The sequence below is a fragment of the Streptomyces sp. G5(2025) genome (genome assembly GCF_049542075.1).
Taxonomy (GTDB): domain Bacteria; phylum Actinomycetota; class Actinomycetes; order Streptomycetales; family Streptomycetaceae; genus Streptomyces.
This window is the reverse complement of sequence record NZ_JBMUZT010000002.1, coordinates 865941-887434: the sequence shown is the minus strand read 5'-3', so window position 1 is coordinate 887434 and position 21494 is coordinate 865941. Positions and strand designations below refer to the sequence as shown.

Sequence of the window (21494 nt, the reverse complement as noted above, 5' to 3'; positions counted from 1 at the left end):
GCTTTGATCCCTGATCCCTGATCCCTGATCCCTGATCCCTGATTCCTGAGCTCTTGAGTCATGCAGGAGGCAGCCGTGTCCGAGTCCCCCGTGCCCGCAGAGTCCGCCCCGCCCCCGGCATCCGCCGTTCGCCATGCCAAGCCTTCCGCTTCTTCTTCCTCTTCCGTCGGGGTCTGGCTGATCGGTGCAAGGGGGTCGGTCGCGACCACGGCCGTGGCGGGGTGCGCGGCCGTGGCAGCCGGACTGCACCCGCCGATCGGCATGGCCACCGAGACACCGCCGTTCACGGACTGCGGCCTGCCAACGTTGTCGTCACTCGTCTTCGGCGGCCACGACACCGCGAACTGCCCTCTGCCCAAGCGGGCCGAGGAACTCGCCGCCGGTGGCGTGCTGCCGAACGGCCTTCCGTCAGCCGTGCGCGCCGAACTCGCCGCGGTGGATGCCGAGATACGCCCGGGTGGTCCCCTGCCGGGTGACACCCGCACCGACGAGGAACTGATCGACGCCTTCACCGCCGATCTACGCGACTTCATGCGCCGCCGTGGACTGGCCCGCACGGTCGTCATCAACGTCGCCTCCACGGAACCGGTCCTTGCGGATACGGATACGGATACGGATGGGCCTGGGCCTGGGACTGGGGCTGGGGCTGGGACTGGGGATGGGGCTGGGGATGGGGCTGGGGCTGGTGATGTGGGGAGCGGGGCGGCTCCGGTGGGCAAGGCGGCTCCGGGTGGCGGCACGCGGCTGCCCGCCAGCTCGCTCTACGCCGCGGCGGCGCTGCGGGCCGGCTGCCCCTACGTGAACTTCGCCCCCTCCACAGGCCTGCACCACCCCCGCCTCACCGAGGCCGCGCGCACCTCAGGGCTGCCCTACGCCGGTCGGGACGGCAAGACCGGGCAGACCCTCCTCCGCTCGGTGCTCGGCCCGATGTTCGCGCAGCGGGCGCTCGCCGTACGCGCCTGGTCCGGCACGAACCTCCTGGGCGGCGGCGACGGCGCGGCCCTCGCCGACCCCGCCGCCGCGGCGGCCAAGAACGCCGGCAAGGAACGCGTCCTCGCCGACACCCTCGGCACCGTCCCCGAAGGCGAGGTCCACATCGACGACGTCCCTTCCCTCGGCGAGTGGAAGACCGCCTGGGACCACGTCGCCTTCGACGGCTTCCTCGGCACCCGCATGGTCCTCCAGACCACTTGGCAGGGCTGCGACTCCTCTCTCGCAGCGCCCCTGATCCTCGACCTGGCACGCCTGATCTCCCGGGCCCACGAGCGGGGCCTCACCGGCCCCCTGCCGGAACTCGCCTTCTACTTCAAGGACCCGGACGACGGCGCGACCGCCGCGCTCGGGGAACAGTACGCAGCCTTGCTCACCCTCACCGACCGCCTCCGGGACAGCCGATGAGCCCGACGAGGGGATCGGGAACGGGGCCGGGGCCGACGTCGGGGTCAGAGGTGGCCGCTGGGGGGTCGACCGCGGGCGCGGATGCGAACTCCGCCGCCGGGGAGTCGACGGCGAACTCCGCCGCGTCCGGGAGCTTCGTCGCGGGGGTGGATGCGAGCTCCGCCGCCGGGAGTTCGGCGGTGAGTTCTGCGGCCGGGGAGTCGGCGGCGGGGTCGGCTGCCGCGAGACCGGCCGTGGGCTCCGCTGCGGGGTCGGCCGCTGGATCGGCTGCGGGGACCGCCGCCAACTCTGCCGGTGGTTCCGCCGCAGGGCCGTCCGCGGAGGCGCCCGGAAGCTTCGCCGGGGGCCGGCTTCGGGGGTGTCCGGGAGTTTCGTCGCGGGGGCGGCGGAGGCGGGGGCGCCCGGGAGCTTCGTCGTGGGGCCGGATGCGAGCTCCGCCGGGGGTCCTGCGAGGCGTTCCGCCGCCGGTGCCGCCGCACGCCCCGCCGCGCGGGACTGGGCCGAACTGCTCCGACTCCCGGCGCTGTTCACCGTTCCCGGCGACGCACTCGCCGGGGCCGCCGCGACCGGCGTGCGCACCAACCACCGCACTCTCCTTGCCCTCACCTCCTCTCTCTGCCTGTACGAAGCCGGCATGGCCCTCAACGACTGGGCGGACCGAGCCGACGACGCCGTCGAGCGCCCCGAGCGCCCTCTGCCGTCGGGCCGCATCAGCCCGCCCGCCGCCCTCGCCGCGGCGGCCGCCCTCGCCGCGACGGGCCTGGCCCTCGCCTCCCGCGCCGGCCGCCCCGCCTTGGCGGTGGCGGGCACCCTGGCCGGCACGGTGTGGGCGTACGACCTGGGCCTGAAGCACACCCCCGCCGGCCCCGCGGCCATGGCCGCCGCACGGGGCCTCGACCTGCTCCTCGGCGCGACCGCCACGGCGGGCCCGGGTAACAGCTTGCGCGCCCAGCACGCCGTGCCCTCCGCCGGTGCTCTCGCCGCCCACACGTTGGCCGTCACGGTGGTCTCCCGCCGTGAAGCCGAGGGAGGCTCCTCGGCAGCCCCCTTGGCCGCGCTGGCAGTGACGACAGCCCTGGCCCGGCTCATCGCCGGGAGGCAGGGCGGCCGCCCAAAGGGTGGGGGCGCCGGGGTTGCCGACCGTACCCGTGGCCGGGCCCATGCCGGGGCCAGGGTCGGTGCCGGTGCTCGGACCCCCTCCCATACCCCCCGCCAAGCCCTGCGAGCCGCCCTCGCTCTCGCCTACGCCGGGACCGCCGCCAAGCCCCTCTTCCACGCCGCCCTCAACCCTTCACCTCCCCTCACCCAACGAGCCGTCGGCGGTGGGATCCGCGCCATGATCCCGCTACAGGCCGCGCTCGCGGCCCGGGCGGGCGCCACGGGCACCGCGCTTTTCACCGCCGCCCTCGCCCCGGCTGCCCGGAAGTTCGCACGGAAGGTGAGCGTCACATGAGCGGCACCACCCCCCGGGATCCGCACCCGCGCTCGCGCCTGCCCGAGAGCGCGACCGGAGGCCCGAGCAACCCGCTCCGCTTCGGCTACGGCACCAACGGCCTCACCGACCTCCGTCTCGACGACGCTCTCGGTCTCCTCGCCGACCTCGGCTACGCCGGTGTCGGTCTGACCCTCGACCACATGCACCTCGATCCCCTCACCCCGGATCTCGCCTCCCGCACGCGCCACGTGGCACGCACGCTCGACCGCCTCGGCCTGACCGTCACCATCGAGACAGGCGCCCGCTATGTCCTCGACCCGCGCCGCAAGCACGGCCCCTCCCTCCTCGACCCCGACCCGCAACGGCGGGCCGACCGCGTACGTCTGCTGGTCCGCGCCGTCCACGTCGCCGCCGACCTGGGCGCCCACGCTGTTCACTGCTTCAGCGGCATCCGCCCGGACGACACCCCTGACGACGTCGCGTGGAAGCGGCTCGCCGACGCACTCGGCCCCGTCCTCGACGCCGCGTCGGGCGCCGGTGTCCCGCTCGCCGTCGAACCCGAGCCCGGCCACCTCCTCTCCTCGATCACCGACTTCCACCACCTCCGCCGCGAGCTGGGCGACCCCGAACCCCCACTCCTCGGCCTGACCCTCGACATCGGCCACTGCCAGTGCCTCGAACCGCTCTCGCCCGCCGACTGCGTAAGCGCCGTCGCGCCCTGGCTGCGCCACGTCCAGATCGAGGACATGCGGCGCGGTGTCCACGAGCACCTGCCCTTCGGGGACGGGGAGATCGACTTCCCGCCCGTCCTCGCGGCGCTGGCCGCCACTGGCTACCAAGGACTCACCGTCGTCGAACTGCCCCGCCATTCCCACGCCGGCCCCAGCTCGCCGCGGACTCCCTCGACTTCCTTCGCCGAGCGGCCGAGACAGCCGCCGAGGCGGCGGCGACCCCGGAACCCGTGCCGACCCAAGCTCCCGCCCTCACCACCATCCCCACCGCCACCGTCGACCCCGCCACTGCCGTCCCCACGACCGCCGCCGAAGGAGGAACCCTGTGACCGATACCCCCGGAATCACCGCCCTCCGCACCCGCCTCGAAGCCGACCTCGGCGGAGCCGCCCGCGCCTGGCTCGACCAGGCCACCGCCGAGGCCGCGGCCCACGCCGAGCGGAGCGAACCGCAGCACCGCGGGCCCATCCCTACCTGGGAGTTGCGGATCGCCGAGGCCGGACGGCGCTGCGGGCCCGACCACGCCGACGCCGCCCGCGTCCTGCTGCTGCACGCGGCGTCCGCGGACCCGGCCACCCTCGCCCGGGTGTACGCGCAGGGCACCGCTCCCGAGCGACGCGCCGTCCTGCACGCCCTGCCGCACCTGGTGCCGGGCCCCGAAGCCCTGCCGCTGGTCCAGGACGCCCTGCGCACCAACGACACCAGGCTCGTCGCCGCGGCCGTCGGCCCGTACGCCGCCGCGCACCTGGCACCGCACGACTGGCGCCATGCCGTCCTCAAGTGCCTGTTCACCGGCGTGCCCGTGGACGCTGTCGCCGACCTCCCGAGGCGCGCCCGAGGCGACGGAGAACTCGCCCGCATGCTCGGTGACTATGCGAGCGAACGCACTGCGGCGGGCCGCCCCGTTCCCGGTGACCTACACCGTGTCCTGGCCCTGACCACCCCGGGGCCGATCTCGCCCCCCAGCGCTCCCTCAGGCCCCACGGCTCCCTCAGGTCCCACGGCCCCTTCGACCGGCGAGGAGTAGGAGTCCCGGTGCGCCTCTTCGATCCCCACATCCACATGACCTCCCGAACCACCGACGACTACGAGGCGATGTACGCGGCGGGCGTCCGCGCGGTCGTGGAGCCGGCGTTCTGGCTCGGTCAGCCCCGCACCTCGCCCGCCTCCTTCTACGACTACTTCGACTCCCTCCTCGGCTGGGAACCCTTCCGCGCAGCTCAGTACGGCATCGCCCATCACTGCACGATCGCCCTCAACCCGAAGGAGGCGAACGACCCCCGCTGCACCCCCGTCCTTGACGAACTGCCCCGCTATCTCGTCAAGGACAACGTCGTCGCCGTCGGCGAGATCGGCTACGACTCCATGACGCCCGCCGAGGACACCGCACTCATCACCCAGCTTCAACTGGCCGCCGACCACGAACTGCCCGCGCTCGTGCACACCCCGCACCGCGACAAACTCGCCGGCCTGCGCCGCACGATCGACGTCATCCGTGAGTCCGCGCTGCCCATGGAGCGCGTCCTGATCGACCACCTCAACGAGACCACCGTCAAGGAAGCCAAAGACAGCGGCTGCTGGCTCGGGTTCTCCGTCTACCCCGACACCAAGATGGACGAGGCGAGGATGGTCGAGATCCTTCGGGAGTTCGGTCCCGAGCGGGTCCTGGTCAACTCCGCGGCGGACTGGGGGAAGAGCGACCCGCTCAAGACCCGCAAGGTCGCCGACGCCATGCTCGCGGCCGGGTACGACGAGGACGACGTCGACCTGGTCCTGTGGCGCAATCCTGTCGCCTTCTACGGACTCAGCGGCCGGCTGGCCTTGGACGTCACCGGCACGGACGCCACCCACGAGGGCAACTCCATCCTGCGCGGCGGGGCGTGAGCCATGCGCTTCAGGCACCCCGATGGTTCCACCGTCCACCTCGCCTACTGCACGAACGTCCACCCCGCCGAGACCCTCGAAGGCGTCCTCGCCCAGCTTCGCGACCACTGCGAACCCGTGCGCAAGAGGCTCGGCAGGGACCGCATCGGCATCGGCCTCTGGCTCGCCAAGGACGCCGCCCGCGCCCTCGTCACCGACCCGGCGGCCCTGCGCGGCCTGCGCACCGAACTCGACCGCCGCGGCCTGGAAGTCGTGACGCTCAACGGCTTCCCCTATGAGGGCTTCGGCGCCGAAGAGGTCAAGTACCGTGTGTACAAGCCGGACTGGTCCGACCGCGAACGCCTTGCCCACACCACCGACCTCGCCCGGCTGCTCGCCGCCCTGCTCCCCGACGACGTCACCGAGGGCACGATCTCCACCCTGCCCCTGGCCTGGCGCACCCCCTTCGACGCCGTCCGCGCCGAGACCGCCCGCACCGCCCTCACCGCGCTTGCCCAGCGCCTTGACGCCCTCGACGAGCTGACCGGCCGCTCCATCCGCGTCGGCCTGGAACCGGAACCGGGCTGCGCCGTCGAGACCACCGCCGATGCCATCGCCCCGCTCACCGCGGTCGGCCACGACCGCATCGGCATCTGTGTCGACACCTGTCATCTCGCCACCTCTTTCGAGGACCCGGAGACCGCCCTCGACGCCCTCGCCGAAGCGGGCATCCCGATCGTCAAATCCCAGCTCTCCGCCGCCCTGCATGCCGAACACCCCCATCTCCCCGATGTGCGCGAGGCCCTCGCCGCCTTCGACGAGCCCCGCTTCCTGCACCAGACCCGCGCCCTGACCGGCAGCGGACTGCGCGCTGCCGACGACCTCGGCGAAGCCCTCACCGGCAACGCCCTGCCCGACACGTATCCCTGGCGGGCCCACTTCCACATCCCCCTCCACGCGGACCCGGCCGCACCGCTCACCTCCACCCTGCCCGTGCTCCAGGACGCCCTGACCCGACTCGTCGGCGGCACCACCCCCCTCACCCGTCATCTGGAGGTCGAGACCTACACCTGGCAGGCCCTGCCTCCCGCCCTGCGCCCCCGCGGCCGCGCCCAGCTCGCCGAGGGCATCGCCGCGGAACTCGCTCTCACCCGCGACCTCCTGACGGACCTCGGCCTGAAGGAACTTCCATGAGTCAGCCCCCGACCGCCCCGCACCACGGGCCCACCCCTCTCCTCGTCCTGGATGTCGTCGGCCTCACCCCCCGTCTTCTCGATCACATGCCGCGCCTCACATCCCTCGGCCAGTCCGGATCCCGAGCCCCGCTCGGCACCGTCCTGCCCGCCGTGACCTGCGCCGCCCAGTCCACTTTCCTCACGGGCACCACCCCCGCCGAGCACGGCATCGTCGGCAACGGCTGGTACTTCCGCGAGCTCGGCGACGTACTCCTGTGGCGCCAGCACAACGGACTCGTCGCCGGCGACAAGCTGTGGGACGCCGCCCGCCGCGCGCATCCCGGCTACACCGTCGCCAACATCTGCTGGTGGTACGCCATGGGCGCCGACACCGACTACACCGTCACCCCCCGCCCCGTCTACTACGCCGATGGCCGCAAGGAACCGGACTGCTACACCCGGCCCCCGGCCCTGCACGGCGAACTCACCGACAAACTCGGCACGTTCCCCCTCTTCCACTTCTGGGGGCCGGGCGCCGACATCGTCTCCAGCCGCTGGATCGTGGACGCCACCCGGCACCTCATCGACACCCGCCGACCCGACCTCGCCCTGTGCTACCTCCCTCACCTCGACTACGACCTTCAGCGCTTCGGCCCCGACGACCCGCGCGCCCACCGAGCCGCCGCCGACCTGGACGCGACCCTCGCCCCGCTCCTCGACGACGCCCGAGCCGAGGGCCGCACCGTCGTCGCACTCTCCGAATACGGCATCACCCGCGTGAACCGGCCCGTCGACATCAACCGCGTGCTGCGCCGCGCGGGCCTGCTCGACGTACACACCCAGGACGGCATGGAGTACCTCGACCCGATGGCCTCCCGCGCCTTCGCCGTCGCCGACCACCAGATCGCCCACGTCTATGTGCGCCGGTCGGAAGACCTCGACGTCACCCGCGCCGCCCTCCAGGACGTCCCCGGCATCGAGCAACTCCTCGACGACGAGGGCAAGAAGGCACACCACTTGGATCATCCGCGCTCGGGTGAACTCGTCGCCGTCGCGGAACCGGACGCCTGGTTCACGTACTACTACTGGCTCGACGACGAGCGCGCGCCCGACTTCGCGCAGCTTGTCGAGATCCACCGCAAACCCGGCTACGACCCCGCCGAGCTCTTCATGGACCCCGAGGACCCCTACGTCCGCGTCAAGGCCGCCGGCGCACTGGCCCGCAAGAAGCTCGGCATGCGCTACCGCATGGCGGTCGTGCCCCTGGACCCCTCACCTATTCGAGGCAGCCACGGCCGCCTCCCCACGAGCGAAGACGAAGGTCCGCTCATCCTGTGCTCCACCCCCCGCGCTCTCAACGGCCGCGTCGCGGCCACCGATGTGAAATCGCTCCTGCTCCAATTCGCCGGCGTGCACCCGGGCCCGCACTGCACTCGGCCCGCCCGCGCCGCTGCATCTGCTTGATCTCCACTGAACCAGACAGCTCGGACCCTGCCATCAGGGTCCGACCCCCAGCGAACCCTGAACCGCATGTCGAACCGATCCCTGACACGACCCTGAGTCAGCCGAGGAGAACCCCATGACCCGCAAGCCGACCCCAGCCGACCCAGAACTCGCCCAAAGACTCAGCCGGCGCGGCATGCTCGGCGTCGCCGCGGGCGCCACCGCCGCCGCCCTCCTCGGCACCGCGACTCCGGCCGCGGCGGGAGAGGCCGTGGCCGGAGTCGCGGCGGGAGTCGCGGCGGGAGGAAAGGGCCGAGGCCGCCCCGTCCTGCCCCGGGACGCCTCGGCATCCAGCTCTACAGTCTCCGAGACAAGGTCTCCACCCTCGGCTTCGCCGCGGTCTTCGCGGAGCTGGAGAAGTACGGCTACGACGAGATCGAATTCGCCGGATACAGCCAGGGCTCGGCGGGCGCCATCACTCTCGCCCGGCTGAAGGCGCTCGCCCGCGACCACGGACTGAACCCCATCGGCTCCCATGTCGGCTATTACGACAACAACAACCCGAACGCGTACACGTTCGCGCAGAACCTCACCAAGGTCCTCGACGACGCCGAGGCACTCGGCCTCAAGCACATCGGGACGGCATCGGGCCCCTTCCGCTACGGCTCGACCGTCGACGCCTGGAAGCGCGCGGCGGACGACTTCAACACGTACGGCGAGGCGGCCCGCAAGCGCGGCATGAAGTTCTACCAGCACAACCACGCGGAGGAGTTCTCCTTCGCCACCGACAAGCCGGGTGTGCGCCTCTACGACGTACTGCTCGCCGAGACCGACCCCGATCACGTGTTTCTGGAGATGGACATCTACTGGGCCTACTGCGCGCAATTCCGGTTCGGCAAGCGCCCTGACGGCACACCCGCCCCCTTCGAGCCGGTCGACTACGTACTCAAGCAGCCCCACCGCTATCCGCTGTTCCACGTCAAGGACGGCGTGCGTGACGAGACGACCCGCGACGGCTACCGCATGTCGGACGTCGGGGACGGCGACATCGACTACAAGAGGTTCCTTTCGAAGGTGACCGCGCGCACCCACCAGGGGCGGCGCTACCACCACTGGCAGACCGAGCACGACAACCCGGTCGAGTCCTACGCCTTCGCCCGCAAGTCCAGCGAACACCTGCACTCCCTGCGCTCCGGGCGCTGCGGGGACTGACCCCTGTATCGATGCCTGGCACGACACGGAGGGGCCCTCCCGCCATCGGGAGAGCCCCTCCGTGTCTCCATCGCAGGCTTCGGGCGACGAAGGAACCGACCGACCAGGTCACCGAGGCCATCGAGCGGGACGCCGTCCCGCGGGACCGGGGTGCCGCGGACCCGGACCGCTTCCTGCCCGGTCAGGAGACCAGCGCCTCCCTCCACCCCGTCACCCTTCTCAACCCGCCGCCCTCCTCTCCGCTGCACCACGCGGAGCCGTTCGGTCCGGTCGACACCATCGTCCTGGTCGACACGGAGGAGGAGCTGCTCGCCGCCACGAACACGTCGAACGGCGCGCTGGTCGCCACGCTCTCCACCGACGACCCGGCGACGTACGAACGCCTGGCACCACAGATCCGCGCCTTCAAGACCGGCCGTGGCGCACCGCGCTCGCGCGGTGACCGTGCGGAGCTCTTCGGCGGCTTCGGCGCGCGCGTCCTGGTGTGCCGCGCTCGTCGGCGGCGAAGCTGAGCGTGCGCGCCGTCACGCGGGGCGCGGCGGGGGAGCGGCCGCCGGGGAAATGCCCCGGCTACCGCCTCATGGCCTAGCCGGGCCGGACCGACAGGGCCCCAACAGTCTCCGTAATCGCCCCATCACTCCTGGTGAGAGCGTGGAGAGGGGTGACGCGGCCCACCGTGCATCCGGTGGCCGGCGAGCGGATACGCAGGTGAAAGGCACTCCGAAACCTTGGTATTGTTGTCCATGTCGCCGCGGGAACACCCCGCAAGGCGGCAGACACCTAGTCCGGGTGGCGGAATGGCAGACGCGCTAGCTTGAGGTGCTAGTGCCCTTTATCGGGCGTGGGGGTTCAAGTCCCCCCTCGGACACCAGCTAAGACCCCTGTTAACCAGGGGTTTTCTGCTTTTCTGAGGTGTGGCGTGACCAACCACCTGATCAACAGCCCCGAGAGTTCCCAGGTCAGAGCAGGGATGACAGGCCGAGCCTGTTGGCTCCCCGACCCATTTTGGGCCGGGGCTTTTTCGTTGCTTCGGCGTGGCGTCAGTGGTCGCGCTCGGCTTCCTTGGCCGCTCGCCGGAACTCGGCCGCTACGTGAGACAGCGGGGGTCGGTCGTACGGTTCATAGCTGAGCATGGCGTCGATCATGGTCCCGAATGGTGCGGGCAGATCGAACGGACGCCGCTTGTTGTCCACCACGGCATGACGCTGCACCGGTCGCTCCGCGTCATCCGGGTAGAACATGGCCCTCTTGCCCGTGGCAGAGATGAGCAGCGACGCCCCGAGGGCGTACACGTCGGCGCTGGGGGACGGGACGGCCCTGCCGGTCGCCAGCACGTTGCGGGAGATCTCCGGTGCCTCGTAGTGGACCAGACACCCTGGATAGGGGAAGTCGTACAGATTCTTCACTGTGCCGCCCCGGGCGAAGGCCAGGTCGATCAGCCGTACGCCATCCTTCTCACCGGTGACGATCAGGTGGGCGGGCTGAATGTCACCGTGACACCAGCCGTCGCTGTGGAGCCGGTCGACGGCCTCCACGCATTCTGCGGCCGTCAGGTAGTCGATGGGGGCGGACGCGTCGCTCCTGTGCTCGGACCACAGGGGCCACAGGCCGTCCCCGTCGTACCAGGGCTGGACGCTCCATGTGCCTCGTTCCCACGTGCCATAAGCGACATGCGGGCGTCCCAGGGCGTGCAGGACCGACGCTTCACGGGCCGGTGCCAGGGCGGTGTACCCCCGTTCCTCATCAATGGGGGCTCCGACCTTTACGGCGACGCGTCCGTGTTCCTTCGACTCCGCTTCCCATACCTTCGATCCACGCCGTTCAGCAACCATCCGTGAAGCCACGGGCTGAACAACGCTCAGCACCTCGCTCGGCATCGTCGTCTCAGTCACGTTGGCCATCCTCTCCGAAACGCGAAGGACCGGCCCCAGAGCGGGGACCGGTCCACTTGCTGGTGTCGAGATCCCTACACGGTGGAGTAGGGCCTTCCGTCATCGCTGTCGCACTGGGAGACGCCGCCTTCCACGGTGGCCCAGAACTTGTCCTGTACGACGTACCCGGCGTCACGGATCGCCGCCTTGGTCTCCGCCAAGGAAGCCGCCGGACGCCCGCCACGCTCCGGGTGCGGGTTGTGGTGCAGGAAGCGGCCCGCGATGCGGTTGAAGAGGTCGTGCGACTCCCGCGTGTGAAGCAGGATCGCGTGTACGCCACGGTCCACCGCTTCGGACGGCATGAGCGGGTCGCCCGCGTGGACGGCCACTGCTCCGTAGTAGGCCAACGCCTGATCGAGGATGCCGGGGGCGTGCTTCGGGTCCTCCTTGAACTGCGGGTCGTTCACCATGAACAGGACGATGCGAGCGAAGGTCTCTTCGTCGACCAGGGATGCCCCGGTCTTGTATTCCACTGCTGTGGCCATGCTGGAACCTCCGTCTAGGGAAGAACGGTCGGTGGTCTCCGGGTGCGGCTCGTGCCACAGAAGAGTGATTCCGTGTTCGTCGCACCGGGCGAAGTCGAGGTGGTACGGGATCTCATGCAATCCGGACGGGCAGAGCATGTGTCCCGGAGTGGTACGGAGAAGGCTCCGGGCTTCTTCGCTCATCGAGGCCTCCCCCTCTTCGACGTCACGTTGTGATGGTTGCCGAGCACCCCAGGTCATCGCGACGTCAAACCAGGCGTCGGAGCGACGCCCGTTGGGGGCGTCAATTCGGTGTCATTCCAGCGACGTTGGGGCTAGCGTGGATCACATGACAGCCACGGTGTTGGTCCCGAACGACACGCTGCGAGCGGTACGGCTCTCCATGCGCATGAGCCAGGAAGAGTTCGCCAAAGCCCTGCGTAAAGCCGGTAACGACCTCGGAGAGCCCAACGACGCCAGCAAGCGACTCGTGCAGCGCTGGGAAGGGGGCCAAAGCAAATCCCCCCGTGCGGCGTACGTTCGCGCTCTGGAGCATGTCACGAGGCGCCGGATCGAGGACCTCGGGTTCACACTGTCTGTCATGGCACGAGTGCACGACGATGGAGCAGGGGGCCACGACATGGACCCAGCACCCGAAGGTGTGGCAGCCGCATCCGGAGACCTGGATACGGCGACGGAACCCGCAGGGCAGTATGGCGGCGTATGGCTCTCCCACTATGAGTACTACTCGTCCGGCCGAGACAGCACGTACGAGGGCAAGCACTACGTAGTGATCGTTCAGACGGGGAACCGGCTTACGGCCCGGAGCCTGCCGGGAGCGAGCAGCAACCCGGACAGTCCCCTGTCCCTCGACCTCACCCTTGACCAATTCGTGGTGACCGGTACGTGGACGGAGCAGACCGCCCCGGATGGCTACTACCAAGGCGCTCGCTACCACGGAGCGATTCAGATGCTGGTGGAGCCCACCGGGCGCCGCATGGCCGGGAAATGGATCGGGTTCGGGAAGGACTTCGACGTGAACACCGGCCCCTGGGAGCTGCGACTCATGGACCCGTCCACCAGTAAGGCCACGCTGGAGCGGTACAGCCGCCCTCCCGAGTAGGGGTTGGTCACGTGACCAACGCATGACCAACAGCGGCCGGGAACGGGCAGAAACGCCAGGTAAGCATGACCAACGGCAACCACGATGAAGGCACCTCCTGAGGTACGTTTCCCCAGGTCAGCTAACTAATGGGCTGGTGCCCGAGTGGAGAGTTCAAGTCCCCCCTCGGACACAGAGTGGCGAAGCGATCTCGCATCGCACGTCATGATCCCCGCGATCTCTCAGAGGTCGCGGGGATTTTTCGTGTATGCCCGAGGGGCGAGGGGTGGATCTACGGTGGCGACGGTCGCGCGGCCGTCGACGCGCCCTTCGCCCACAGGGACCGGACATGGCCGAGGTGTCGTGCCATGCACCGCTCCGCCGCCTCCGCGTCGCCCGACAGCATCAGGTCGAGAAGTTCGATGTGCTCCTCGGCCGACGGGGTCAGCTGATCGCTCTCGTCCAGGGCTGTCAGGCCGTAGAGGCGGGAGCGCTTGCGCAGGTCGCCGACCGTCTCGACCAGGCGGTCGTTGCCCGACAGGGCGAGCAGGGACAGGTGGAAGCGGCGGTCTGCCTCCAGGTAGGCGATCAGGTCGTGGCTCCGGGCGGCGCGCACGATCTCCTCGGCGACCGGGCGCAGCACCTCCAGGTCCTCGCGGGCGGCGGTGCGGGTGATGCGGCCGATCATGGGGACCTCGATCAGGCCGCGGATCTCCGTGTACTGGTCGAGGTCGCGCTCATTGACCTCCGTGACGCGAAAGCCCTTGTTGCGGACCGGCTCGACCAGGCCCTCCCGGGCCAGGTCGAGCATCGCCTCGCGCACCGGCGTCGCCGAGATGCCGAAGTCCTCGGCGAGACCGGGCGCGGAGTAGACCTCGCCGGGCCGCAGCTCGCCGGAGATCAGGGCGGCCCGCAGGGCGTGGGCGACCTGATCGCGCAGTCGCTCCCTGGTGGTGATGAGGTTCTTCTGCTTCAGGTGCCCCATGGTGCTCCCCTCCGGTGGTACCCGCGCCCGCGCGGAGCACCAAAGTACAATGTCACGTTGTCAGTTGAGCAGGCGGTCGGGTCGCGAGCGAGCTGCCGGGGCCCGGGGGCCTGGGCCTGGGGATGCGGGCCCGGGGTCAGAGGGTGAAACCCGCGGGGAACGGGTCGTCGGGGTCCAGGAAGTACTGCGCCGTGCCGGTGACCCAGGCCCGTCCGGTGATCCGGGGGACGACCGCGGGCAGGCCCGCCACCTCTGTCCGCGCGACCAGCCGGCCGGTGAACCGCGTACCGATGAAGGACTCGTTGACGAAGTCGCGGTCCAGGGGGAGTTCGCCGCGGGCGTGCAGCTGCGCCATCCGCGCGGAGGTGCCCGTCCCGCACGGGGAGCGGTCGAACCAGCCGGGGTGGATAGCCATCGCGTGCCGCGAGCGGTACGCGTCCGAGCCCGGCGCCGCGAGGTAGACGTGCTTGACGCCGGAGATGTCCGGCTGCTCGGGATGGGCCGGGCGGTCCGGTGAGGCGTTGATCGCGTCCATGATGGCGAGGCCCGCCGCGAGCAGGTCGTCCTTGCGGGCGCGGTCGAAGGGCAGCCCCAGCGCGTCGAGGGGCACGAACGCGTAGAAGTTCCCGCCGAAGGCCAGGTCGTACGTGACCGTGCCGTGCCCCGGCACGTCGGCCTTCCGGTCCAGGGCGACACAGAACGCGGGGACGTTGGTGAGCGTCACCGACGTCGCCGCACCATCGCTCACCCGCACGTCCACAGAGACCAGGCCGGCCGGGGTGTCCAGGCGGACCGTCGTGACGGGCTCGGTGACCGGCACCATGCCCGTCTCGACGAGGACGGTGGCGACGCCGATGGTGCCGTGGCCGCACATGGGCAGCAGTCCGGACACCTCGATGTAGAGGACGCCGTAATCGGCGTCGGGGCGGGTCGAGGGCTGGAGGATCGCGCCGCTCATCGCGGAGTGGCCGCGCGGCTCGTACATCAGGAGCGTACGCAGATGGTCCAGATGTTCGATGAAGTGGAGTCGGCGCTCGGCCATGGTGGCGCCGGGGATCACCCCTACGCCGCCGGTGACCACGCGTGTGGGCATGCCCTCGGTGTGCGAGTCGACGGCGTGGAAGACGTGTCGGGTGCGCATAGGTTTCCTCTGCGGGGGTGGGGAGGTCTCTAACGGTGGCCTGCCGCCAGCGCCTTCTCGGTCGCCGCCCGCACCAGCGCCTCCGTGGCGCCGGACAGGGGGGCGCGGGGCGGGCGGGTCGGGCCGCCGCGGCGGCCCACGAGGTCCATCGAGAGCTTGATGGACTGCACGAACTCGGTCTTGGAGTCCTGGCGCAGGAGCGGATGCAGCGAGCGGTAGAGCGGCAGCGCCGTGTCCAAATCCCGCGCGCAGGCGGAGTGGTACAGCTCCGCGCAGGCGGTGGGGAAGGCGTTCGGGTATCCGGCGATCCAGCCCACCGCGCCCGCGAGAGCCAGCTCGACCAGGACGTCGTCCGCGCCGATCAACAGGTCGAGGTCCGGGGCGAGTTCGGCGATCTCGTACGCCCTGCGCACATCGCCGCTGAACTCCTTGACCGCCACGATGGTGCCGTCGCCGTGCAGCCGGGCGAGCAGCTCGGGCGTCAGGTCGACCCTCGTGTCGTGGGGGTTGTTGTACGCGACCACGGGCACGCCCGCCTTGGCGACCTCGGCGTAGTGGGCGCGTACGGACTCCTCGTCGGCGCGGTAGGCGTTCGGCGGCAGGAGCAGCACCGAGCCGCAGCCCGCTCGCGCCGCCTGCTCGGCCCAGCGGCGGGACTCGGCGCCGCCGTAGGCGGAGACGCCGGGCATCACCCGTGCCCCGTCGCCCGCCGCCTCGACGGCGGTGCGGACGACGTGGGCGCGTTCGTCGTCGGTGAGGGTCTGGTACTCGCCGAGGGAGCCGTTGGGGACGACTCCGTCGCAGCCGTTCGCGAGGAGGTGGCGGACGTGTGCGGCGTAGGCGTCGTGGTCGATGGAGAGGTCGTCGCGGAGGGGGAGCGCGGTGGCGACCATGATGCCGCGCCAGGGGCGCTCAGGGGTCCAAGTGGACGTCCAGGGGGTGGTCGAGGGGGTGGTGGCGGTCATGACGGCTGCCCTTCTGTCGGGAGGGGGGAGGGGTTGGTGTCCGGCGGGGGCGGGGGCTGGGGCGCGGTGGGGGCGGCGTCGGCGCTCGGCAGGCGGGCGAGCGTGCCGAGGGGGACGGGTGCGGCGAGCGGGCGGCGGTCGGGGGGCGCGGGGGCCGGGGTGGCCGACGCGGCGAGGCAGGCCACGGCCGTGCCGCACACGCGGCCCTGGCACCAGCCCATGCCCGCTCGGGTGAGGAGCTTGACGGTGCGGGCGTCGCGGGCGCCGTAGTCGGCCACGGCCTCGCGGACGCGGCCCGCTGTCACCTCTTCGCAGCGGCACACGTCCGTGTCGTCGCTGAGCCACCTCGCCCAGCCCTCGCCCGGCTTGTGCGCGGCGCTCATCGTCTCGGCGAAGGCGCGCATACGGTCGCGGCGGCGCCGCAGAGCGCGCAGCCGGGGGAGGGGGGACGGGCGCTCACCGGTGAGCCGGGCGCTGATCGCCAGGGACGCCAACTCGCCTTCCACGAGGGCCAATTGCGCGCCGCCGATGCCCGAGGTCTCGCCCGCCGCCCACATGCCGGGTACAGACGTCTCCTGAAGCGGGCTCAGGGCGAGGGCGTGGGTGCCGTCGGCGGTGCGGCGGGTGGCGCAGCCCAGGGCGGTCGCCAGGTCGATCTGCGGGACCAGGCCATGTCCGACCGCCAGCGCGTCGCAGGTGACGCGGCGGGCCGTGCCCGGCACCGGACGCCAGTCGCGGTCCAGGCGGGAGACCGTCACCGCCTCCACCCGGTCCGTGCCGTGCGCCTCGGTCACCGCGCTGCGGGTGCGCAGAGGGACCCGGTGGCGCAGCAAGGCCGTGCCGTGGAGGGCCGCTTCCGCGAGCTTGTGCGGGTTGGCGGCGAGCGCGGACGGGTGGCGGGCGTATCCGAGGTAGCCCGACGCCTCGACCACCGCCGGCACCTCGGCGCCGGCGGCGGTGAGCGAGGTGGCGACGGCGAGCAGCAGCGGCCCGCTGCCCGCGACGACGACACGTCTGCCGGGCAGGGCGAGACCGGACTTGAGCACGGCCTGGGCCCCGCCCGCGCCCACGACGCCTGGCAGGGTCCAGCCGGGGAAGGGGAGGTGGCGTTCGTACGAGCCGGTCGCCATGAGGAGCGCGCGGGCACGGAGTGTTACTGGTCGCTGTGCGGGACTGTGGTTGTGGTTGTGGTTGTGGTTGTGGTTGTGGTCGTGGCCATCGCTGTGGCTGCGGCTGCGGCTGCGGCTGCGGTCATGGGGGTCCCCGTACTCGTCCGCGCGCTTGTCGTGTTCTCCGCGCTCCTCTCCGACGAGCGCGTGCACGGTCCACCGCCTTTCGGCCGCCTCGCGTGTCACCGTCCAGACGTGGTGGCCGAAGAGCTGGGTGACGTCGCTTGCGGTCAGGCGGTCGCGCAGGTCGGCGTAGGCGGCCCAGTCGTGGTGCAGGGCCTCGGGGCGGGTGGCGCCCATGGCCGGGGCGGGATGCCGGTAGAACTGGCCGCCCGGCTGCTCCGAAGCGTCCAACAGAGCTACGGCCAGGCCCAGTTCGGCGGCCGTCACGGCGCCCGCGAGGCCTGCGGGGCCCGCGCCCAGCACCGCGAGGTCGTACGTCTCAGATGTCGAGCCCGGCATGGCCGTGTCCTTCCTGCGTGGTCACCGCGTCGCCCGGCCGGGCGGTGACCAGGCACGCCCGCCGGTTGGGACGGCCGTTGACGGTGGCGAGACAGTCGTAGCACTGGCCGATCCCGCAGAACGCGCCGCGCGGCCGGCCGCCGACGCGGGTGCTCCGCCAGGCGAGGATCCCGGCGGCCCAGAGCGCGGCGGCGATGGACTGGCCCGGCAGGGCGGGCAGTTCGCGCCCGTCGGAGGTGATCGTGAAGGAGGCGGGATCGGGGGAAGCGCCCACGAGTTCCGCGGGCGTCCGGTAGTGACGCGTCAAGGGGGTGGCTCCTCTCGGGGGGTGCGGGGCACGGGGTGCGGGGGTGCGGGGCGCCGGGTGCGGGTGCGGAGTGTGGGGGCACGGGGCAGGTGCGGATGCGTAAGTGCGAGGTGCGCACACCCTCGCCCCGGCCAAAGCCTCACCCCGCCCTGGGCTTCGCCCTGCCCGAGGTCTCACCCGGCCCAAGGGCCTCACCCCGCCCAAGCCCTCACCCCGCCCCCGTCCGCTCCACGAAACGCTCGGGCGCGAACGGCCGTACCGGCAGCGGAGGTTCACTTGCCGTCAGCATCGCGGCGATGAGCAGACCCGTCGCCGGGGCGAGGCCGATGCCCGCGCCCTCGTGGCCGCACGCGTGCAGCAGGCCGGGGGCGCGCGGGTCGGGGCCGATCGCCGGGAGGTGGTCGGGGAGGTAGGGGCGAAAGCCCGCGTACGTGCGGATCGCCCGGACTTCGGCGAGGACGGGGAAGAGCCGCGTGGCCTGGGCCGCGAGGCGCCGCAGGGCCTCGACGGACAGGCTGCGGTCGAAGCCCACCCGCTCCCGGCTCGCACCGATGAGCACCGGGCCCGCCGGGGTGCCCTCCACCACGGCGGAGGTCTGGAGCCCGGCGGAACCGCTGGCGACGTCGGCGACGTAGTCAGCGGAGTACACCTTGTGCCGCACCACGCGCGGCAGTGGCTCGGTCACCAGGACGAAGCCGCGCCGGGGGAGCACGGGCAGCTCCACCCCTGCCAGGCGGGCGAGTCGACCGCCCCACGCACCCGTGGCGTTGACCACGTGCGGAGCCTTCGCGACACCCGCCGGGGTCCGCACACCGAGCACCTGGCCGCCGGGCCCGGTGAGGACCGCGGTGACCTCTTCGCCGAGCCGCAGCGTCAGGCGCCCCGTGTCGGCGGCCGCCCTCAGCAGATGGGCCGCCGCCAGAGCCGGCTGGACCTGGGCGTCCTGGGGGTAGTGGAAGCCGCCCGCGAGGCCGGGGGCCAGGTGTGGTTCGAGGTCGGTGAGGCCGTCGGCGGTGACCTCGATCGCCTCGACGCCCGCCCGCTCCTGCCCCGCCGCGAAGCCCCGGAGCGCGGTCATGCCCGCCACGGTGGAGGCGACGACGAGGCCGCCCTTCCTCTCGTACTCGATGCGTGAGGGGAGCTCGGCCGCCAGGTCTTGCCACAACGTGGCCGACAGCAAAGCCAGTTCGAGCTCGGGGCCGGGCTCCTTGTCGGAGACGAGGAGGTTGCCCTCGCCTGCTCCCGTCGTGCCGCCCGCGACGGGTCCGCGGTCGACGACGGTGACTCGGAGGCCGGAGAGGGAGGCGTAGTAGGCGCAGGCCGCGCCGACCACGCCCGCTCCCACGACGATCACGTCCGAGTGTTCCGAGTGTTCCGAGTGTTCCGAGTGTTCCGGGCGTTCGGAAGGGTGTCTCGTGAGCACGGCAGTAATATTTCACATGGCACTGGCGCTGCCAAGGGGGCGGAACGGAAAGGGAGTTGCACAGCCGCGAGGGCGAGATCAGTCACGGCGGTGGTGCGCTCCCGGCGTGTAACCGAACGCGCGGCGGAACACGTCGATGAAGGCGCTGGTGGACGACCATCCGCAGCGGTGCGCGACGGCGGTGACCGGCATGCCGTCGGCCAGCATGCGCAGGGCGTGGTACAGGCGCAGCTGTGTGCGCCACTGGGGGAAGGTCATGCCCAGCTCGCGGCGGAAGAGGCGGCTGAGGGTGCGCTCGCCCGCCCCGGCCGCGGCGGCCAGTTCGGCCAGGCCGCGCGCCTCCGCGGGGTCGTCGTGCAGCAGGTCGCAGACTGCGGCGAGGCGTGGGTCCGCGGGGGTGGGCAGCTGGACGGGTTGCTGGGGTGAGGCGCGCAGTTGGTCGAGGAGCACCGCGTGCAGGCGCCGCCGCTCGGGGGTGTCCTCATACGGACTGCGAGTCCAGGCGAGGATCAGTTCGCGCAGCAGTGGGCTGACGGCGAGGACCGTCGGCGCGTCGAGGCCGAGCGGGTTCGTGTCGGCGGGCAAGCCGAGCAGGTGCAGGGCCAGGTGGCCGTGGGCGCGGTGCGCGTGGACGCATCCGGCGGGGACCCAGATGGCACGGGTACCGGGTGCGAACCAGGTGCCGGCGTCGGTGGTGACGGCCACGACGCCGGAGCCCGCGTAGATGATCTGGTGGTCGTCGTGGCGGTGCGCGTCGATGCGCTCGCCCGGGGCCAGTTCCTGGGTGCGGGTGGGGGCCTCTGGCGTGTGGCGGACGCGAGTGGACGCCTCGGCGGTGTGGCGGGTCTCCGGCATAGGTTGGCATTTTATCGGAAGCGCGCCACCGCGCGGCGTGGCGACGATGGGGCGATGCCAGCGAACCAGCCCTCGGCCTCAGCGGGCCAGCCCTCGGCCTCAGCGGGCCAGCCCTCGGCCTCAGCGGGCCAGCCCTCGGCCTCAGCGGGCCAGCCCTTGGCCTCAGCGGGCCAGCCCTTGGCCTCAGCGAGCCAACCGACCCCCGCCCCCAGGCCCCCCGGCCGCCCCCGCCGCCCCATCCTCCTCCTCGCCCTCGGTCACGCCTGCGTCGACGTCTATCAAGGGGCCGTCGCCGCGCTCGTCCCCTTCTTTGTCGCCGAGCGTGCCTACACCTACGCCGCCGCGTCCGGCATCGTGCTCGCCGCTTCGTTGCTGTCCTCCGTGGTGCAGCCGCTGTTCGGGGCGCTCACCGACAAGTGGGCCATGCCGTGGCTGCTGCCGGTCAGTACGTTGGTGGGCGGGACCGGCGTCGCGCTCGCCGGGGTCGGCGGGGACTACGCCCTCACGCTTCTCGCCGTCGCCGTGTCCGGCATCGGCGTCGCCGCGTACCACCCGGAGGCCGCGCGGGTCGCACGGCGGGCGAGCCGCGGCAGCCATACCGCCATGAGCTGGTTCTCCCTCGGCGGCAACCTCGGCTTCGCGACCGCCCCCCTGCTGACCGCCGCCGTCGTCGCCACGGGCGGCCTGCGCGCCTCGCCGCTCCTCGTGGTCCCCGCCCTCGCGGGGGCGGCCCTGTGCGTGGCCGCGTTGCGGAGCGTCAGGGTCGCGGAGGCCGCCGCGCCGAAGAGCGCGGCGCCCGCCCAGGCGGCCCCCGCCGACGACTGGCCCTCCTTCCTCAGGCTGTCCGGCGCCGTCGTCTGCCGCTCGATCGTGTTCACCGGCTTGAGTACGTTCATCTCGCTGTACGCGCGCCAGCGCGCCGGAGGTGGTGAAGTCGCCGGTACCGTCGCGCTGTTCGTGCTCTATCTCGGTGGCGCCGTCGGCACGGTCGCGGGCGGGAGGCTCGCCACCCGCCACGGCCGCCTGCCGGTGGTGCGGTGGTCGTACGCGCTGACGGTCCTCGCGGTGGCGGGTGTCGTACTGGTGCCGGGGCCCGCGCTCTTCCTCTTCGTCGTCCTCGCCTCGGCCGGCCTCTACGTGCCGTTCTCCCTGCACATCACCCTCGGCCAGGACTATCTGCCGCGGCGGATCGGCACCGCCAGCGGGGTCACGCTCGGCCTGACGGTCAGCATTGGCGGCCTCGCCAGCCCGCTGATCGGCGCGCTCGCCGATGCCACCTCGCTCGGGACCGCGCTCGCACCGCTGATCGCCCTGCCTGCCGTCGGCTGGCTGCTTCTGCGCGCCCTGCGCGAGCCGGGGGGTGTGAGCCCGGGCTGAAGGTGAACAGTTCCCGCCTGAGCAGTTCCCGCCTGAGCAGTTCCCGGCTGAGCAGT

General features: G+C 71.9%; 18 protein-coding genes, 1 tRNA gene and 3 pseudogenes. 12 read left to right on the top strand and 10 right to left on the bottom strand.

Translation table 11 applies throughout. The features are described 5' to 3' along the window. Positions 1 to 60 precede the first annotated feature (60 nt). Complete coding sequence (locus ACOBQB_RS04355) at positions 61 to 1398, top strand: inositol-3-phosphate synthase (RefSeq protein WP_423588917.1); 1338 nt, start codon at positions 61 to 63, stop codon at positions 1396 to 1398. On the opposite strand, the gene ACOBQB_RS04350 is transcribed toward ACOBQB_RS04355, so the two are convergent. Then, positions 1370 to 1684, bottom strand: a complete 315-nt coding sequence (locus tag ACOBQB_RS04350; RefSeq protein WP_423588915.1) for a hypothetical protein — start codon at positions 1682 to 1684, stop codon at positions 1370 to 1372. The genes ACOBQB_RS04355 and ACOBQB_RS04350 overlap by 29 nt on opposite strands. Before the next feature lie 72 nt (positions 1685 to 1756). Here ACOBQB_RS04350 and ACOBQB_RS04345 point away from each other — a divergent pair, with 72 nt between their 5' ends. The 9 genes and pseudogenes from ACOBQB_RS04345 (at position 1757) to ACOBQB_RS04305 (ending at position 10128) form a co-directional block, all read left to right on the top strand. After that, entirely contained in the window at positions 1757 to 2851 is a 1095-nt protein-coding gene (locus ACOBQB_RS04345; RefSeq protein WP_423588913.1) for an SCO3242 family prenyltransferase, read from the top strand. Then, positions 2848 to 3893 (top strand): annotated as a pseudogene (locus ACOBQB_RS04340) (sugar phosphate isomerase/epimerase family protein). The gene ACOBQB_RS04345 and the pseudogene ACOBQB_RS04340 overlap by 4 nt, the downstream one beginning before the upstream one ends. After that, positions 3890 to 4591, top strand: a complete 702-nt coding sequence (locus tag ACOBQB_RS04335) for an EboA domain-containing protein (RefSeq protein ID WP_423588912.1) — start codon at positions 3890 to 3892, stop codon at positions 4589 to 4591. The pseudogene ACOBQB_RS04340 and the gene ACOBQB_RS04335 overlap by 4 nt, the downstream one beginning before the upstream one ends. 8 nt (positions 4592 to 4599) lie before the next feature. Next, positions 4600 to 5448 carry a TatD family hydrolase gene (locus tag ACOBQB_RS04330; protein WP_423588911.1) on the top strand — a complete coding sequence of 283 codons (849 nt, stop codon included), beginning with the start codon at positions 4600 to 4602 and terminating at the stop codon, positions 5446 to 5448. Between the two features lie 3 nt (positions 5449 to 5451). Then, positions 5452 to 6621 carry a metabolite traffic protein EboE gene (eboE, locus tag ACOBQB_RS04325; protein WP_423588909.1) on the top strand — a complete coding sequence of 390 codons (1170 nt, stop codon included), beginning with the start codon at positions 5452 to 5454 and terminating at the stop codon, positions 6619 to 6621. Then, complete coding sequence (locus tag ACOBQB_RS04320) at positions 6618 to 8066, top strand: nucleotide pyrophosphatase/phosphodiesterase family protein (protein WP_423588907.1); 1449 nt, start codon at positions 6618 to 6620, stop codon at positions 8064 to 8066. The genes eboE and ACOBQB_RS04320 overlap by 4 nt, the downstream gene beginning before the upstream one ends. A 115-nt stretch (positions 8067 to 8181) precedes the next feature. Further along, positions 8182 to 9257: pseudogene (locus ACOBQB_RS04315) on the top strand (sugar phosphate isomerase/epimerase family protein). A gap of 89 nt (positions 9258 to 9346) precedes the next feature. Further along, positions 9347 to 9846, top strand: a pseudogene (locus ACOBQB_RS04310) (aldehyde dehydrogenase family protein); the annotation flags it as partial. 194 nt (positions 9847 to 10040) lie between these two features. Further along, positions 10041 to 10128: transfer RNA gene (locus ACOBQB_RS04305), tRNA-Leu, on the top strand. 169 nt (positions 10129 to 10297) lie between these two features. On the opposite strand, the gene ACOBQB_RS04300 is transcribed toward ACOBQB_RS04305, so the two are convergent. After that, positions 10298 to 11149, bottom strand: coding sequence for a protein kinase domain-containing protein (locus ACOBQB_RS04300; RefSeq protein ID WP_423588905.1), 852 nt, complete (start codon positions 11147 to 11149; stop codon positions 10298 to 10300). A gap of 74 nt (positions 11150 to 11223) precedes the next feature. Further along, on the bottom strand, positions 11224 to 11673 hold the full coding sequence (locus ACOBQB_RS04295; RefSeq protein ID WP_423588904.1) for a hypothetical protein: 450 nt from the start codon (positions 11671 to 11673) through the stop codon (positions 11224 to 11226). Positions 11674 to 12001: 328 nt separating this feature from the next. Between ACOBQB_RS04295 and ACOBQB_RS04290 the strand changes: the two genes are divergently transcribed. After that, positions 12002 to 12775 carry a helix-turn-helix domain-containing protein gene (locus tag ACOBQB_RS04290; RefSeq protein WP_423588902.1) on the top strand — a complete coding sequence of 258 codons (774 nt, stop codon included), beginning with the start codon at positions 12002 to 12004 and terminating at the stop codon, positions 12773 to 12775. Positions 12776 to 13046: 271 nt separating this feature from the next. Here ACOBQB_RS04290 and ACOBQB_RS04285 read toward each other — a convergent pair whose 3' ends face one another. The 7 genes from ACOBQB_RS04285 to ACOBQB_RS04255 all read right to left on the bottom strand — a co-directional run bounded on the left by ACOBQB_RS04285 (position 13047) and on the right by ACOBQB_RS04255 (position 20061). Further along, complete coding sequence (locus tag ACOBQB_RS04285; protein WP_423588900.1) at positions 13047 to 13739, bottom strand: GntR family transcriptional regulator; 693 nt, start codon at positions 13737 to 13739, stop codon at positions 13047 to 13049. Positions 13740 to 13875: 136 nt separating this feature from the next. Next, positions 13876 to 14880, bottom strand: a complete 1005-nt coding sequence (locus ACOBQB_RS04280; protein ID WP_423588898.1) for a proline racemase family protein — start codon at positions 14878 to 14880, stop codon at positions 13876 to 13878. Positions 14881 to 14909: 29 nt separating this feature from the next. Beyond that, positions 14910 to 15845: a dihydrodipicolinate synthase family protein gene (locus ACOBQB_RS04275; protein WP_423588897.1), complete on the bottom strand. Its 936-nt coding sequence runs from the start codon at positions 15843 to 15845 to the stop codon at positions 14910 to 14912. Then, positions 15842 to 17476 (bottom strand): NAD(P)/FAD-dependent oxidoreductase, encoded by a 1635-nt coding sequence (locus ACOBQB_RS04270; RefSeq protein ID WP_423588895.1) that lies wholly within the window; start codon positions 17474 to 17476, stop codon positions 15842 to 15844. Before ACOBQB_RS04270 ends, ACOBQB_RS04275 begins: the two co-directional genes overlap by 4 nt. Further along, on the bottom strand, positions 17457 to 17783 hold the full coding sequence (locus ACOBQB_RS04265) for a (2Fe-2S)-binding protein (RefSeq protein ID WP_423588894.1): 327 nt from the start codon (positions 17781 to 17783) through the stop codon (positions 17457 to 17459). Before ACOBQB_RS04265 ends, ACOBQB_RS04270 begins: the two co-directional genes overlap by 20 nt. A 208-nt stretch (positions 17784 to 17991) precedes the next feature. Continuing rightward, entirely contained in the window at positions 17992 to 19134 is a 1143-nt protein-coding gene (locus ACOBQB_RS04260; RefSeq protein WP_423590382.1) for an NAD(P)/FAD-dependent oxidoreductase, read from the bottom strand. Positions 19135 to 19284: 150 nt separating this feature from the next. Beyond that, positions 19285 to 20061, bottom strand: a complete 777-nt coding sequence (locus ACOBQB_RS04255) for an AraC family transcriptional regulator (RefSeq protein WP_423588893.1) — start codon at positions 20059 to 20061, stop codon at positions 19285 to 19287. Between the two features lie 177 nt (positions 20062 to 20238). Between ACOBQB_RS04255 and ACOBQB_RS04250 the strand changes: the two genes are divergently transcribed. Continuing rightward, complete coding sequence (locus tag ACOBQB_RS04250; protein ID WP_423588891.1) at positions 20239 to 21438, top strand: MFS transporter; 1200 nt, start codon at positions 20239 to 20241, stop codon at positions 21436 to 21438. Positions 21439 to 21494 lie beyond the last annotated feature (56 nt).

What these genes read in the sequence shown, in the direction of transcription:
- ACOBQB_RS04355 (WP_423588917.1), top strand. Translation starts at nt 61, where the DNA reads ATGCAGGAGGCAGCCGTGTCCGAGTCCCCCGTGCCCGCAGAGTCCGCC.
- eboE (WP_423588909.1), top strand. Translation starts at nt 5,452, where the DNA reads ATGCGCTTCAGGCACCCCGATGGTTCCACCGTCCACCTCGCCTACTGC.
- ACOBQB_RS04320 (WP_423588907.1), top strand. Translation starts at nt 6,618, where the DNA reads ATGAGTCAGCCCCCGACCGCCCCGCACCACGGGCCCACCCCTCTCCTC.
- ACOBQB_RS04295 (WP_423588904.1), bottom strand. Translation starts at nt 11,673, where the DNA reads ATGGCCACAGCAGTGGAATACAAGACCGGGGCATCCCTGGTCGACGAA.
- ACOBQB_RS04290 (WP_423588902.1), top strand. Translation starts at nt 12,002, where the DNA reads ATGACAGCCACGGTGTTGGTCCCGAACGACACGCTGCGAGCGGTACGG.
- ACOBQB_RS04285 (WP_423588900.1), bottom strand. Translation starts at nt 13,739, where the DNA reads ATGGGGCACCTGAAGCAGAAGAACCTCATCACCACCAGGGAGCGACTG.
- ACOBQB_RS04280 (WP_423588898.1), bottom strand. Translation starts at nt 14,880, where the DNA reads ATGCGCACCCGACACGTCTTCCACGCCGTCGACTCGCACACCGAGGGC.
- ACOBQB_RS04275 (WP_423588897.1), bottom strand. Translation starts at nt 15,845, where the DNA reads ATGACCGCCACCACCCCCTCGACCACCCCCTGGACGTCCACTTGGACC.
- ACOBQB_RS04270 (WP_423588895.1), bottom strand. Translation starts at nt 17,476, where the DNA reads ATGCCGGGCTCGACATCTGAGACGTACGACCTCGCGGTGCTGGGCGCG.
- ACOBQB_RS04255 (WP_423588893.1), bottom strand. Translation starts at nt 20,061, where the DNA reads ATGCCGGAGACCCGCCACACCGCCGAGGCGTCCACTCGCGTCCGCCAC.